We start from the raw sequence: 15,030 nt of genomic DNA, 5'->3' as shown, positions 1-15,030 counted from the left end.
ATTATAGTCAAAATTTGGTTGACGTTCAAATGAAGGTTGAGAGACTGGACGTTGTTCTTCTTGAACAACTTGTTGAGTAGGAGCTGATGATTGTGAAGGAGCTGTAGTCACTTTACGTGGTTGAGCTTTGATACCAGATACTTTTTCAGCACGATCTTTGCGAACACCAGTTGCAACAACTGTTACACGGATTTCATCTTTCAATGTATCATCGATTGATGTACCAAGCCAAATGTTAACACCGTTACCAGCTGCTTGACCAACAATTTCAGAAGCTTCTTCTGCTTCTGTAAGCGTCATATCAAGACCACCAGTTACGTTAACGATAACATCTTCTGCACCATCAATAGTAGTTTCAAGAAGTGGTGAATAGATTGCTTTGCGTGCAGCTTCAACAATACGTTCTTCACCAGACCCAATACCGATACCCATAAGTGCATTACCTTTATTGGCCATAACTGTTTTCACATCGGCAAAGTCGAGGTTAATCAAACCTGGGTTAGTGATAAGGTCAGTAATACCTTGAACCCCTTGACGAAGAACATTATCTGCTTCACTAAGAGCTTCAAGAAGAGGTGTTTTCTTATCAACGATTTCAAGAAGGTTATTGTTAGAGATAATAAGAAGGGTATCAACTTGCTCACGCAACTCTTGAATCCCTTCGACAGCAAAGGCACCACGTTTGTTACCTTCAAATCCAAATGGACGTGTCACAACTGCAACTGTCAATGCACCCAAACTTTTCGCAATACGTGCAATAACTGGTGCTGCCCCTGTACCAGAGCCACCACCCATACCAGCAGTGATAAAGACCATATCAGCTCCTGTAAGTGCTTCTGTAAGTGTTTCTTCACTTTCTTCAGCTGCCTTACGACCAACTTCAGGTTGACCTCCGGCACCAAGACCACGAGTCAATTTAGGACCCAATTGGATTACTGTTTCTGCTTTAGAAGAACTGAGTGCTTGAATATCAGTATTAGCTGCAATAAATTCAACACCAGCAAGACCTTCTTCAATCATTCGGTTGATAGCGTTTCCGCCACCTCCACCGACACCGATAACTTTAATTACCGCACCTTGAACTGATGCGCTATCAAATGAAAAACTCATTTTATTTCCTCGCTTTTACTAGATTCAATTAATCAAACATACTGCCGAAAATTCCACGAACACGATCACCAAGTTTTTGTTTTTGTTCATGATTTTCTTCTTCAACTGGCAGAGGTACCTCAATAGTGTTCTCAACAGGAATAGGATTTGGTTGAGGAGCCACTCGAGGTGCTGGAACAGGAGTTCTATCAAAACTCAAGGAAGGAGCCTCATTGTCGATTGGTTTACGACGTAGATACTCTTCACCAGACACAGCCTGTTGCGCAATGATGTCAACTTCTGTAAGAAGACCAACATACTCAACAAGACTAATCACATTTGCAAACATTGGATTACGGATACCAACTTGGTTTGGCACGTAAAGTTTAACATTTGTTTCAAAAATCTCTTGAGCAACTTCAACCACACCTGGCATGATAGCTGTTCCACCTACAAGGACAATGCCACCAGGCAAATCAAGTAGACGTCCTCGAGTCAAGTCTTGTTTAACTCTATCAAGGATATGCTTCACACGAGCTGAGATGATCTCAGCAAGATATTTTTCTGTAATTTCAACAGGTGAATTCTCACCTACAACCTCTACTTGGACAGTTTCTGTTTCGCTTGCTTCTTCAATATCTGCATTACCAAAATTGAATTTAAGCGCTTCAGCAATCTGCATTGAAGTCTTCAAAACTTTTGAAATATCCTTAGTGATGTACTCGCCACCTTCAGAATAAATATTGGTAAATTGAAGTTCTTGAGCACGCATGCTTGCAACAGTTGTTTGACCGCCACCCATATCAATAACAGTAGCACCAAACTCACGTTCACCTTCATTCAGAACAGCACGTGTCATTGCAAGAGGAGAGATGATAATATTCTCTACTTGAATACCAGCACGTTCAACTGTCTTACGAAGGTTGTGAAGAATTGTTGTTGGTCCTGTATAAATGAGACCTCTCATTTCAAGACGAATCCCCATCATTCCACGAGGATCACGAATTCCTTGGAAGCCATCAACAATAAACTCTTCAGGAACTAGTGAGATAACCTCACGCTCAGGTGTAATGCTCTTTGTCAAGGCTGAGCGAACAACACTTTCAACATCTTCATCTTTGATTTCTTTTGATTCACTTGTTACAGGAATCATACCTTGTGTAGGCTCAATTTGAAGAAGATTAGCTGGAAGCCCAACGTTCACTTGCTCAATAACAATCCCAGCTTTTTCCTCTGCTTGTTCAATAGCTGTTTTGATTGTTTTCGCTGCAGCGTCAATGTCAACAATGATGCCATCTTTCACACCAGAACTCTTAACATTACTTACCCCGATGACATTCATTGATCCATCAATAAACTCAGCAACAAGAACCTTAATCGAGCTAGTTCCTATATCTAATCCTGTAAAAAAGCCATCTCTAGCCATTCACTCGACCTCTCAATCTTTCCATTCAATATCTTTGTAAACTGTATAAAAACAGAATTATTCGGATACTATTGTACCATAAAAAAACGTAAAATGTCAGCATTTTACGTTTTTTATTATTCAATATTAACCTTGAGCAGGGGAAGGACGAAGAGTTGTTTCTTGACCAACAGTTGGATTTTCTTGTCCTTGAATACCCGGATTTTCAGAATTAGACTCTTCCTCAGAATGATGTTCAGTTGATGTTGTAGTATCTTGATCTTCTTCAGAAGTTGTATTTTCATCCTTTTTATCAGTCTTATCTTTGTCTTTCTTTTTATCCCCATCAGTTTTTGATGATTCAACCTCAGGAGTCGTTGTATAAAGTCCAACTTCCATATCAACAATACTTCCATCTGAAAGTTGGCTCTTAATTTTCTCGTAGTAAGGGAGCTTAACCGTTAATTGAGAAAGAGGAACACGAATGGAATTGCCATCATACAGCTCAATTGTTAGTAAATCTGAAGTTGCTTTAGTTGGCGTAAGATTAATAATTTGAATATTATTCTTGATTTTTGAATCAAGTTTATTTAATTCTTTTACTAAATCTTCGATTTTCTTCTCGTCATCCATCTTTAAAGTGATGAATTTATCAGGTAGATTGCTAGTTGAAACCGTTCCTCCTGTCTTACCACTTTCAAGAATAGAAACATAACCATTTGTAGTTTGACGATAAGCAACAATTGGGTATTCTTTTACTGCAATATTAAATTGATTTGGAAAACTATAAGTTACTGTAGCCTTTTTAACCCAAACATTGGTTTTTTCAACAGTTGATGCAACCTTTCCTTGGTTGAAAAAGACATGAGTGATATAGTCTGTATCAAGAATTCCACTTGCAACTTTCACATCTTCTGGTAGAGCATTTTTTGTTCCTGATACAGTGAGAACCTTTTGTTTTGACCAAGGTGAAATAAAGAAAAGTGAAAATACGATTAGGATTGCAGCGATAAAAATAACTAGTCCCGCAAGATTTTGTTGTGCAATTGGAATATTACTACTCGTATTCCCTTTTTTTCGTTTCTTCTTTTTGGTCTTTTTTTTCTTTCTAACCTTCTTTTTCACTGGTGGTTGGCTCTCATTTGAAGTCGCTCCTTCTGAATGAACGACCTTTCCATTCGCAAATTCTTCAGAATCTTCGGTTTCTTTTTTTCTCAAAAATTCGAGGTTTCTCTTCTGCCACTCTGTGAGAACTTGTTTTTCTTGTGATTCTTGATCCTTTTTTGCCATGAAATTCCTTTATTTTTTTGAAATACTAGTCACTAATAGGTTATAAAAATCATCAGGAGAAGTAATTTCCTCAGATTTAGCCATAGCTTCTTTGTAAGTCTCTGCATGTTCAACAAGTTGTTCAAGCTCATGATTTAAGGTTTCCCAACTTAACTCTGCTTCCTGTAATTGACGTGCGTAACCTTTTCGTTCAAAATAGGCAGCATTTTCAAGTTGGTCTCCTCGGCTAGCTTCTTTCCCTAAAGGAATAATTAAATGAAGTTTTTTCATAGCTAACAATTCAAAAATCGTATTTGAACCACCACGAGTGACAACTAAATCTGCCGCATCCATAAGAGGTTGATACAAATCTGTCACATAATCAACTCTATAAAGATGACGTTCTAAGGTATTCAATGAAGAGTCCCCAGAAATATTAATGACATTATATTTTTCAGTCAGTTGTGGGGTATTACTAATAAAATCATTAAATACCTTTGCACCAGCTGATCCACCTATGAAAAGTACAGTTTTTAACTTGTCATCAAACTGTACTTTAATCTTATCCAGAGCATCAGACTGATTGGACGTTGCCATCCCTACCTTTGTAATAGCACCTACATGTTTTGTCTTCGCCAATCCTTTAGATTGTTCAAAAGTCGTAAACATAGTAGTCGCAAATTTGTAGGCAATTTTATTGGCCAAGCCCATAGAGAGGTCAGACTCATGCACATATACAGGAACCCCTAATAATTTAGAAGCAATTACCGGTGGCACTGAGACAAATCCACCTTTTGAAAAGAGTGCTTGAGGACGAATCTTGGCAATAATTGCAATTGACTGTAGAATCCCCCAACCAACTTTAAAGACATCTAACATATTTTTCCAAGAGAAATAACGACGTAGTTTACCTGTAGCAATACTATGGAATGTCACATCCAAGCCAGATTTATCAATTTGCTCGTGTTCAATTCCGTGCTTATCACCAATATAGTGCACTTCCCATCCATCTTTTAGAAATTTTGGAATTAAGATAAGATTTAAAGTCACATGTCCAACAGTTCCACCACCGGTAAAAACAATTTTTTTCGCTTTTGCCATAGCCTATCCCTTCAATTGTTCAACAGTTGTGATAAATTCGTCACCACGCACTTCGAAATTCTTGTACATATCCCAGCTTGCATTTGCAGGGCTCAACAAGACAACATCTCCTGCACTGGCTTGATCAAAAGCAATACGTGTCGCATCTGCCACATCTTTGGCATCAAGATAAGTTACTCCTGCTTTATCAGCAGCACGCTTGACACGAGGAGCTGATTCCCCTAAAATCACCATTTTCTTAAGACCGGTAATGTCAGGAATGAGTTCATCAAATTCATTACCACGGTCCAAACCACCAGCAATCAAAATGACTTTACTATTATCAAAACCAGAAAGTGCTTTTTGTGTCGCTAAAATATTAGTTGACTTACTATCATTATAGAATTTCACTTCATCGATAGTATCAACGAATTGGAGACGGTGCTTAACACCACCAAAACTTGCGAGGGTTTCCTTTATAGCTTGGTTTGAAATACCTGACAATTTTGCTACAGCTATAGTTGCCAAGGCATTTTCAACATTGTGACTACCAGGAACGCCAATTTCATCAGCTTGCATCACTAATTCACCTTTGAAGTAAAGAGCACCATTTTCAAGATAGGCACCATCTACTTTTTCCACTGTTGAGAATGGAACTACTTGTGCCTTAGTTTGTGTAGCTAATTCCTTAGCTAAATCTTGATTGAAGTTCAAAACAACAAAGTCATCCACAGTCATTTGATTTTGAATATTCCACTTGGCAGCCACATATGCTTCAAAACTACCATGATAGTCAATATGTGTCGGCATCAAGTTAGTAATCACAGCAATATGTGGATGAAAGCTGTCAATCCCCATCAATTGGAAAGAAGACAATTCCATAACTAAGGTATCTTGATTAGTTACTGACTGTGCAACTTCTGACGCAGGGAAACCAATATTCCCAGACAAGACACCTGATTTACCACCATGATTTAGGACATCAGCAATCATAGTTGTCGTTGTTGTCTTACCATTTGACCCTGTAATACCGATAATAGGTGCTTCAGATACTAGATAGGCCAATTCCACTTCAGTCCAAACAGGAATACCTTTTTCTAGAGCACGAGCTACCATTGGATTGTCATAACGAATTCCAGGATTTTTCACCATTAATTCAAAATTTTCATCCAAAAGTTCAAGAGGATGTCCGCCGCAAACAACCTTAATGCCTTCTTCAAGAAGGGCTTGAGCCGATGGATTTTCCTCAAATGGTTTACCATCATTTACTGTGACAATAGCACCCAACTTAGCCAATAGGCGGGCAGCTGCTTCACCAGATTTAGCCAAGCCAAGGACCAAAACTTTTTTATTTTCAAATTGTGTTACTGATTTCATAATTCGTCCATTCTCTCAAATTGTATCATAATCATTTTACCCTTTATCCCAAGCTATTTCAAGGAGTTACCTCTTCTTGGTAAAAGAAAAAGCCAATCTATCAGACTGACTTTTAATCTCATGCTACTTATTTATCTTCATGTTCAGCTTTTTCATGATTAAGCTCCGACATGGCGAAAAAATCTTTCAAGGTGAAATAGCTCAATACAAGCATTCCAACTGTAACAAAGAACTCACCAGGTAAACTGAAGAATTTAATGATTGATAGCACTGCTAAAAGTAGGAGCAATGCTAAGGTAGCCATGACAAAGAGAAGATTCATGGTGTTTTTTACCGACTTTGGTGCAATAAAGAAATAGAATGATGCAATCAATACAGCAACAATCAGATAAAACATCTCTTCTCCTCTCTATATATTATTCAGCTTCTGCTGCTTTTTTCTTACGTTTATTGGCTTTATCACGCTCTGCTTTATTCAAAATTTGTTTACGCAAGCGGATAGATTCAGGCGTTACTTCCATGTATTCATCATCATCCAAGAATTCAAGTGATTCTTCAAGAGTCAAGATACGTGGAGTTTTGATAACAGCCGTTTGGTCCTTAGTTGCTGAACGCACGTTTGTCATTTGTTTTGCTGTAGTGATATTGACACCAAGGTCATTTTCACGAGCATTTTCACCAACAATCATACCTTCATAAACTTCAGTACCTGGGTTAACAAAGATTGTACCACGTTCTTCAATACGCATAATTGAGTAAGTTGTCGCTTTACCTGTATCGATAGAAACGAGAGCACCACGGTGACGTCCACCAATTTCACCAGCAACAACTGGCAAGTATTGGTCGAAGGTATGGTTCATGATACCGTAACCACGTGTCATAGACAAGAATTCAGTAGAGAATCCGATAAGTCCACGAGCTGATACAAGGAAGATAAGGCGAGTTTGACCGTTACCAACCATTTGCATATCAAGCATGTCACCTTTACGTTCTGAAAGGGCTTGGATGATAGAACCTTGGTACTCTTCTGGAGTATCAATTTGAACACGTTCAAATGGCTCACATTTCACGCCATCAATTTCTTTGATGATAACTTCTGGACGAGACACTTGAAGTTCGTATCCTTCACGACGCATTGTTTCAATAAGGATAGACAAGTGCAATTCACCACGACCTGATACAGTCCATTTATCTGGAGAATCAGTTGGATCAACACGAAGAGAAACGTCTGTTTGCAACTCTGCCAAAAGACGCTCTTCAACCTTACGTGATGTCACGTGTTTACCTTCACGGCCGGCAAATGGTGAGTTATTCGCCAAGAAAGTCATTTGAAGTGTTGGTTCGTCAATACGAAGAACTGGCAATGGTTCAACAGCATCAGTTGGTGTAATTGTTTCACCAACGAAGATGTCTTCCATACCTGAGATGGCAATCAAATCACCAGCTTTTGCTTCTTCAATTTCACGACGTTCCAAACCAAAGAAACCGAAAAGTTTAGTAACACGGAAGTTCTTTGTTGTTCCGTCAAGTTTTGAAAGGGTAACTTGGTCACCAACTTTTACAGTTCCACGGAAGATACGTCCAATACCGATACGACCAACGAAATCATTGTAGTCAAGAAGCGACACTTGGAATTGAAGAGGCTCATCTGAGTTATCTACAGGAGCTGGGATGTGATCAATAATAGTGTCAAAGATTGGAGCCATAGTGTGCTCTTGATCAGCAGGGTTATCTGACAATGATGATGTCCCATTAATCGCTGACGCATACACAACTGGGAATTCCAACTGATCATCATCGGCACCAAGCTCGATGAAGAGTTCAAGAACTTCATCAACAACTTCTTCAGGACGTGCTGATGGTTTATCAATCTTGTTAACAACAACGATAGGTGTCAAGTTTTGCTCAAGCGCTTTTTTCAGCACAAAACGTGTTTGAGGCATTGTACCTTCGTAGGCATCGACAACAAGGACAACCCCATCAACCATTTTCATGATACGTTCAACTTCTCCACCGAAGTCCGCGTGACCTGGTGTATCCATGATGTTGATACGTGTACCGTTATAAGCAACGGCTGTATTTTTGGCAAGAATTGTAATTCCACGTTCTTTTTCAAGATCGTTTGAGTCCATTGCACGCTCATCAAGCTCTTTACGCTCATCAAGAGTGTGTGATTGTTTCAACAATTCATCAACAAGTGTTGTTTTACCGTGGTCAACGTGGGCAATGATGGCTACGTTACGGATATCTTCTCTAAGTTTAGTCATTTTTTCCTCTTTAATTTTTATTTCAACTTTTAAAGTATACCACATTTTCAACAAAATGGCAGAGCTCAGCTGATTGTAAACGTTTTTCAACAAGAAAAAGGTGCTGTCCACCTATAATTGGTCAGACACACCTTCTGTCATTAGTTATCAATTGTAAGTGCAAGACTAGCAGCTCCAATGATTCCAGCATCATTTCCAAGCTCTGCTAATTTCACTTTTGTTGTACGGCGAACTTGTGGGAATGCATAACGTGTAAAGTATCCTTCAACACGGCTACGCAAGAATTCACCAGCTGCCGAAACACCACCACCGATTACAACTGAATCTGGGTTAAGAATGTTTGAAATGTTCGCTGTTGCAAGTCCGAGGTATTGAGAGACTTTATCAACAATGCTATTAGCAAACTTATCACCTTCAGCAGCAGCTACGAAGATATCTTTACTTGTCACTTGCTCACCATTATCTACAGCAGCTTTAATAGAAGAGTTCCCTTCGTATCCTTCTGCCAAATGACGTGCTAAACGTACAACACCTGTTGCTGAAGCTACAGTTTCCAAACACCCCTTGTTTCCGCATGTACATTCAAATCCTGTTTCAGGTTCAACAATAATGTGACCAATTTCACCACCAGCACCGGCAACACCATGAATTAAATTACCATCAGCGATAACACCGCCACCAACACCTGTACCCAATGTTACAAAGACAACATCTGGATTGTTAGCACCCGCACCAACCCAACGTTCCCCCAGTGCAGCCACATTAGCATCATTATCAATAGCGAATGGAATACCAAGTTCTTTTTCAATGACAGAGCCAACTTCTTGAGTTTCTGCCCAGTTCAAGTTAAAAGCACCCGTTACTGTTTTATTTTCACGGTCAACTGCACCTGGAGATCCCATACCAATTCCAATAAAGTCTTCAGCAGTAAGTCCATACATTTCCAGACGGTGTTTCAAAGATTCTACAATGTTAGGAACGATGTGGCGACCATTTTCAAGCGTATTTGTCTCAATAGCCCATTTTTCTTGCACTTCACCTTCCGAAGTCAAAATACCAAACTTAACAGTTGTTCCACCAAGGTCAATTCCTAAGAGTTTTTTAGCCATTTTCTTTCTCCATTTCAATGCGATGTTCACGTCGTAAAATCATTTCAGCAGTAAGATAGTTGTCCTTGTCCACTAAACCATTCTGGTAGAGGGCTTCCAATTCAATCTTCATCATTTCGATATCATAGAGCCTTTTCCCTAGGTAAACCACTATGCCAAACTGTTTCAACAACTGTTGAACGTCATATAAAGTTTTCATAGCAATATTTTAGCAAAAAGCTTCTGCCATGACAAGATAGTTTTGAAAACCTTTACAGATTATTGTATACTTCAAGACTTAAAAAACCTAAGTCATTAAGACTCAGGTTATTGGCAGTTTGGGCAAATCCCATGTAATATCATCTGTTCACGAGTAATGCGAAAACCAGTTTGTGATTCTACCTCTTCCTTGAAAGACGGAATCGGTAGGTCTAAGTCGGTAATGTGACCGCATTTTTCACAAACAATATTTAAGTGATCATGTCCCATAAAATCATAATAGGTTGTATTATCATTATTAACCTTAATTTCAGAGACAATTCCTTCTTCAACCAATACCTTCAGGTTGTTATAGACTGTCGCCAAACTCATCCCAGGATTGTCAGGGAGAAGGTCATAATATATCACATCTGCACTAGGGTGTTGATCAGACATCATCAAATAGCGAATAACAGTTTTACGAGATTCCGTCAACCGAATTCCTTTAGCTTTTAACTGATTTAGGACATCTTCATAAACGCCTAGACTACGTCGATGCTCAGACATATCGCCGCCTCCCTTCTTCTAAAAGTATTTTACGATTATTATACACTTTTAGAGGAACTCTTGACAATCATCTTAACTCAAAATTTGATTATTTCAAGCCTGGTGCTTGTCCAAGTTCAGCAGTCAACATCCAGATTGTCTTATCAATTTCAGATTTAGCTGCAGTGAAGATATCATTTGAAGGAGCATCTCCTTCTTCATCTGTGATATCCAAACCAACTTGGAACAATACTGACAAATATTTGTATGTATCAACCAATAATTGAATTTGATCAGACATCGGTTTATCAAATGTGCCAGTAGTTTCAGTCAAGCCTGAGTTAGATGAAAATTCTACCAAAGTTGAGTATGGCTCCCCACCGATAGTAATTAAACGTTCACTAATAACATCAAGATGAGCATTCAAACTATCCATCAATTCATCCATTTTTGGATGAAGATAGAGGAAACCAGGACCACGCATATACCAATGAACTTGGTGAACAATTGAAGCTGCTACAGACAAATCAGCAACTGCTTGATTCAAAACTGCTTTAGTTTTTGTATTTGTTGGAGTTTCAGCTTGTTGGTTAACTGTTTCATTGATTGTTTCTTTAATTGAATCTACCATATTAATTCTCCTTATTTAGAATTACTATTATTTACACTTTTATTTTAGAATATTTCTAAATAATATGCAAGTGAAATGCTTTTTCTCATTCTTTTTCGAATAATTAGGTATGTTAAGCATTATTTATTTTTTTCTAGGAGCCTCTTTAGGCTCATTTATCGGACTAGTTTGTGATCGTTTTCCTGAGAACTCGATTATTATTCCTAGTAGTCACTGTAGCCATTGCAAGCATCAGTTGCGTTTTTCCGAGATGATTCCTATCCTCTCACAACTTTTCTTAAGATCTAGATGTCGTTCATGTCAGTCTCCTATCCCTTTTCGTTACCTCTTTATGGAAATATTTTGTGGGGTGATATGTCTTCTATATTTCTATGACTTTTTAAGTCTGGAAGTAACCTACTTTCTTTACTTCAGCCTTTGTTTATCTATTTTTGATTTGAAACAGAAATCCTATCCACTTCTAATCTGGATAGTTGGAACAGTCCCACTTCTATTCATGGGCAACTATTACCTCACATTTGCCATAGGGATAATCCTCGCTTTCCTTTCTTTTATAAAACATCTAAATATTGGGGAAGGTGATTTTCTCTACTTAGCAAGTGCCTCACTTATTTTCCCATTTTCAAAAATACTTCTAACTATCGAGCTTGCGTGCCTATTAGGACTAGCGTACTTCCTTATACGAAGAAATCTTAAGGAATGTATCGCATTTGTCCCATTTCTTTTTCTAGGGATTGTACTTCTTACCTTTTATTCAATTGTATAGAAAAAAGCCGATAAACTCGGCTTTCTTTATTAGTTCATATTAACACGGTGCCACTCATTAATAACATAAGAGAGCATTCCTAATTGTTGGAGACCCCAACCGCTGATTTCATCTGAATTTTCAGTTGATCCACCAAGATAACGTGTATAGATTGCAACCATATAAGGTGTATCTTCCATAACGATAGCATCAACGTTAAGTGCTTCACGGACATAACCTGGTTTTTGATAAATTGTCAGATTAGGAAGATATGTCTTGTAGTACTCATTAGGGAATGACTCACCAATGTAGTGGAGAATATCCTTGTAATTATCTTGGTGTTTCCAAAGGTAATCCAAAACTTGGATGTAATAATCCGTCGTTGTCTTATTACCATGCATTTGGATAGTTTTCACTTCACCTTTTGATTTACCATATTTATCAAGCATACCATAGAATTTTTCCATACCACCAAGGCGTTCCGCCAAAGCATAGGCTGGAGTATTCTCAGAGTAAACAAGAGAATACTCTTGCATTTCTGGAATAGTCATTGAACCGCCGAAAGCAGCAACATAATTATCATGTTCGCCTTGATACTCATACTCAGTATTAGTAATATCAAAACGTTCAGTTAAAGAAAGTTTACCTTTATTAACTTCATCCATGACAAGCATGTTTAGTGGCAATTTATAAGTTGATCCTGCAGTCATTGGCTGAGTATCATTCATAGAGAATTGCTCATTTGTCTTGGTATTTTTATATGAAAAGGCAATTTGGCTAGACTCGATACCTTGGTCAGCCATAAAAGCTTCAACCACTTGGTTCAATGTCATGTTAGCATAATCATAATACAATCCATTACCATACATGGTATCTGCATCTGCTTCCATGACTGCTTGTTTAGCTTCGGCTGATTTATTAGTTGGAGTTACCTTTTCCTCTTTTTCTTTGTCTTCTTTTTTAGTGACTTTAGAACTAGAGCCGAAGATATTTCCAAGGCTACCGGTGTGACCAGCTTGTTTACCACGTCCTGCTAAAGCAAGCATGGCAACAAACAAAAGTATTACCAGAACACCTAGGAAGGCTAAGATAAGATATGCTTTTTTATCATCACGAGATGATTTTGATTTAGATTTCTTAGAGCGTCTACTTCTAAGTGCCAAGGTTTCAGTTTTTGTTTCTTTTTCCTTGTGCTCAACTGGTACTACTGTTTCTTCAGCTACTTTTTTGTCTGCTGATTTTTTAGAAACCTTTTTTGTATCTTTTTTCGCTTCTTTTTTGTTGGCCTTTTTAGCGCCTTTTTTGACATCTTTTTTAGTATCTTTAGTGTCTTTCTTGACGTCTTGTTGAAGGTCTTGTTTTACCGAATCTTTCTTTTTATCTTTAGTTTTTCGGCGACTTCCACTGTACTTCTTGCTTGAATGTTTTTTCTTTTTTTTCATAACAATAATAGTTTAAGCTATAATTCACTAAAAAGCAAGGAGATTTTACAATCATATTACAAAAAAATTATCCTCTTTTATTGAGGATAATTTTAAACTTATTTAGCTGCTGCATAAAGCTCAGCAACTTTATTCCAGTTAATGATTTCAAAGAAAGCTTTGATGTAGTTTGGACGTACGTTACGGTAGTTTAGGTAGTAAGCATGCTCCCAAACATCAAGCGCCAAGATTGGTTTCTTACCGTCTGAGATAGGAGTGTCTTGGTTAGCAGTTGAAACAACTTCAAGTTTACCTTCATCGTTAACAACAAGCCATGCCCAACCTGAACCAAAACGAGTTGTTGCTGCTGCTGTGAAAGCTTCTTGGAAGGCTTCAAATGAGCCGAAAGCTTCGTTAATAGCAGCTGCTACTTCTGCAGTTGGTTCTTGTTTTTCAGGAGACAAGAGTTCCCAGAAAAGTGCGTGGTTAAGGTGTCCACCACCATTGTTAATAAGTGCTTGACGGATATCTGCTGGAATTTGTTCCACGTCAGCCAAAAGTGCTTCAAGGTCTTCACCAATTTCTGGGTGTTTTTCAAGAGCAGCATTAGCATTTGCTACATAAGTTGCATGGTGTTTATCGTGGTGAAGAGTCATTGTTTCAGCATCAATGTATGGTTCCAAAGCATCATATGCGTAAGGAAGGTCTGGAAGAATAATTGCCATAGTAAAGGTCCTCTTTTCATTTTTTATTCATTTTACCGCAAAGTGGTAGAGCTTTCAAAAATTTTGCTTACAAAATCATAGAAAACTCTAAATCTCTAGCGGTTTGATAGAATTTTTAAAAGTGCTAAATCAAACAAGTAGTCTTTATCTAAAGTTCCTGTTTTTATCTGGTAATCTGTCTCTACTAAAATCTTAATCGTCATCTTTAAGAATGCTACTGATAAGGGACGGCTATCTCTCAGTGCAAAACGAACCTGAAACTGATTAACTTTACGCCCTAGATAATCTGAGAGACTTGAAACAATTTGCTGCTCACTTTTACCTTGAGCAGATAAAAGTTTAACCTGTAAATAGGTACGAAACTGTCCCAACATAACAGCAATCAACTTAATCTCATCTTCACCCTGCAGCCGTAAATCATGAACCAATTCACGAACGCTCTGAATCTGTCCTCGTATAAGAAGTTGCGTCATATCAAAAATGTTATCTTGCAAACTTTTCGGAATGGCCTCCGCAATGTCCTGTGATGAGATATTCCCTTCAGTTTTATATCCCTTTAGAAAAGCTAAGTTTTTTTGAACATCTGAAAAATCAAAATTCGACTTGATCAAAAGTTCCTCAAAAACTCCTGTATCAAAAGTAAGCCCCTCTTGATGCGCCTGCTTTTGAAAATAGGTTCTAAGTTCTGCATCTTTTAAAGGACTAGCTTCAAGCACCATGGCATCACGTTTGAGAAGTTTGACTAAACGACGCTTTCCATCTAGCTTTCCTGCAGACATTAAGACAAGACGAGTTGTTTCAACAGGAGACTCAAGATAATTTTCAAGACGCTTCAACTCTTTCTCATCCAGATACGACTTTTTAGCAGTAGTCATATCTGCGAAATGATCAAAAATGACCACCTTCTCATCTGCAAAAAAAGGCATACTTTCTAAATCGAGCTCAGCATCTTGATAATCAGTCTCTGACATATCAAAATAAGAATAGGTCAAGTCACTGGGATCGAAACCAATTTGTTTTAAAAATTTTTCTTTAGCTTGACTATACTGCCCTAAATCCTCACCAGCCAAGACAGTTATCATGGGAAGCTTTTCTTTGGACAGCTTTTCAATCGTTTCCATAGCAATCATGGTCCTATTATAACAGAAATTTTCCCATAACAAAAAGCCCACCACTAAAGTGATGAACT

Annotated in this window: 14 protein-coding genes and 1 pseudogene; 1 reads left to right on the top strand and 14 read right to left on the bottom strand. The window is 38.1% G+C overall.

What is annotated here, in order from left to right; translation table 11 throughout:
• Positions 1–20: 20 nt before the first annotated feature.
• The 11 genes and pseudogenes from ftsZ to AX662_RS01605 form a co-directional block, all read right to left on the bottom strand.
• A pseudogene (gene ftsZ, locus AX662_RS01655) lies at positions 21–1,110 on the bottom strand (cell division protein FtsZ); the annotation flags it as partial.
• 28 nt (positions 1,111–1,138) lie between these two features.
• Positions 1,139–2,515 (bottom strand): cell division protein FtsA, encoded by a 1,377-nt coding sequence (gene ftsA / locus AX662_RS01650; protein WP_060971436.1) that lies wholly within the window; start codon positions 2,513–2,515, stop codon positions 1,139–1,141.
• A gap of 126 nt (positions 2,516–2,641) precedes the next feature.
• On the bottom strand, positions 2,642–3,784 hold the full coding sequence (locus tag AX662_RS01645) for a cell division protein FtsQ/DivIB (protein ID WP_060971435.1): 1,143 nt from the start codon (positions 3,782–3,784) through the stop codon (positions 2,642–2,644).
• A gap of 9 nt (positions 3,785–3,793) precedes the next feature.
• Complete coding sequence (locus AX662_RS01640; RefSeq protein WP_060971434.1) at positions 3,794–4,864, bottom strand: UDP-N-acetylglucosamine--N-acetylmuramyl-(pentapeptide) pyrophosphoryl-undecaprenol N-acetylglucosamine transferase; 1,071 nt, start codon at positions 4,862–4,864, stop codon at positions 3,794–3,796.
• Between the two features lie 3 nt (positions 4,865–4,867).
• The gene (gene murD, locus AX662_RS01635) at positions 4,868–6,220 is read right to left on the bottom strand and encodes a UDP-N-acetylmuramoyl-L-alanine--D-glutamate ligase (RefSeq protein ID WP_060971433.1); all 1,353 of its coding nucleotides are present in this window, start codon (positions 6,218–6,220) and stop codon (positions 4,868–4,870) included.
• 127 nt (positions 6,221–6,347) lie between these two features.
• Positions 6,348–6,617: a DUF3165 family protein gene (locus tag AX662_RS01630; protein ID WP_002890660.1), complete on the bottom strand. Its 270-nt coding sequence runs from the start codon at positions 6,615–6,617 to the stop codon at positions 6,348–6,350.
• Positions 6,618–6,636: 19 nt separating this feature from the next.
• Positions 6,637–8,487: a translational GTPase TypA gene (typA, locus tag AX662_RS01625; protein WP_060971432.1), complete on the bottom strand. Its 1,851-nt coding sequence runs from the start codon at positions 8,485–8,487 to the stop codon at positions 6,637–6,639.
• Between the two features lie 140 nt (positions 8,488–8,627).
• Positions 8,628–9,596: an ROK family glucokinase gene (locus AX662_RS01620; protein WP_037600464.1), complete on the bottom strand. Its 969-nt coding sequence runs from the start codon at positions 9,594–9,596 to the stop codon at positions 8,628–8,630.
• Positions 9,589–9,795, bottom strand: coding sequence for a YqgQ family protein (locus AX662_RS01615; protein WP_002890657.1), 207 nt, complete (start codon positions 9,793–9,795; stop codon positions 9,589–9,591). Before AX662_RS01615 ends, AX662_RS01620 begins: the two co-directional genes overlap by 8 nt.
• 107 nt (positions 9,796–9,902) lie before the next feature.
• On the bottom strand, positions 9,903–10,340 hold the full coding sequence (locus AX662_RS01610; RefSeq protein WP_060971431.1) for a Fur family transcriptional regulator: 438 nt from the start codon (positions 10,338–10,340) through the stop codon (positions 9,903–9,905).
• An 88-nt stretch (positions 10,341–10,428) separates the two neighbouring features.
• On the bottom strand, positions 10,429–10,950 hold the full coding sequence (locus tag AX662_RS01605; RefSeq protein WP_002890656.1) for a Dps family protein: 522 nt from the start codon (positions 10,948–10,950) through the stop codon (positions 10,429–10,431).
• A 109-nt stretch (positions 10,951–11,059) separates the two neighbouring features.
• On the opposite strand from AX662_RS01605, the gene AX662_RS01600 reads away from it, so the two are divergent.
• Positions 11,060–11,716 carry a prepilin peptidase gene (locus tag AX662_RS01600; protein ID WP_060971430.1) on the top strand — a complete coding sequence of 219 codons (657 nt, stop codon included), beginning with the start codon at positions 11,060–11,062 and terminating at the stop codon, positions 11,714–11,716.
• A 29-nt stretch (positions 11,717–11,745) separates the two neighbouring features.
• Here the strand turns inward: AX662_RS01600 and AX662_RS01595 are convergent, their stop codons facing one another.
• The 3 genes from AX662_RS01595 to holA form a co-directional block, all read right to left on the bottom strand.
• Positions 11,746–13,137: a serine hydrolase gene (locus tag AX662_RS01595; protein ID WP_082757383.1), complete on the bottom strand. Its 1,392-nt coding sequence runs from the start codon at positions 13,135–13,137 to the stop codon at positions 11,746–11,748.
• 98 nt (positions 13,138–13,235) lie between these two features.
• Positions 13,236–13,841, bottom strand: coding sequence for a superoxide dismutase SodA (sodA, locus tag AX662_RS01590; protein ID WP_049545964.1), 606 nt, complete (start codon positions 13,839–13,841; stop codon positions 13,236–13,238).
• A 95-nt stretch (positions 13,842–13,936) separates the two neighbouring features.
• Positions 13,937–14,971 carry a DNA polymerase III subunit delta gene (gene holA, locus AX662_RS01585; RefSeq protein ID WP_037597662.1) on the bottom strand — a complete coding sequence of 345 codons (1,035 nt, stop codon included), beginning with the start codon at positions 14,969–14,971 and terminating at the stop codon, positions 13,937–13,939.
• Positions 14,972–15,030 lie beyond the last annotated feature (59 nt).

Source organism: Streptococcus sp. CCH5-D3, from assembly GCF_001556435.1.
In the GTDB taxonomy this organism is placed as follows: domain Bacteria; phylum Bacillota; class Bacilli; order Lactobacillales; family Streptococcaceae; genus Streptococcus.
Note: the sequence above shows the minus strand (reverse complement) of the source record. Positions and strands in the feature narration are given on the sequence as shown.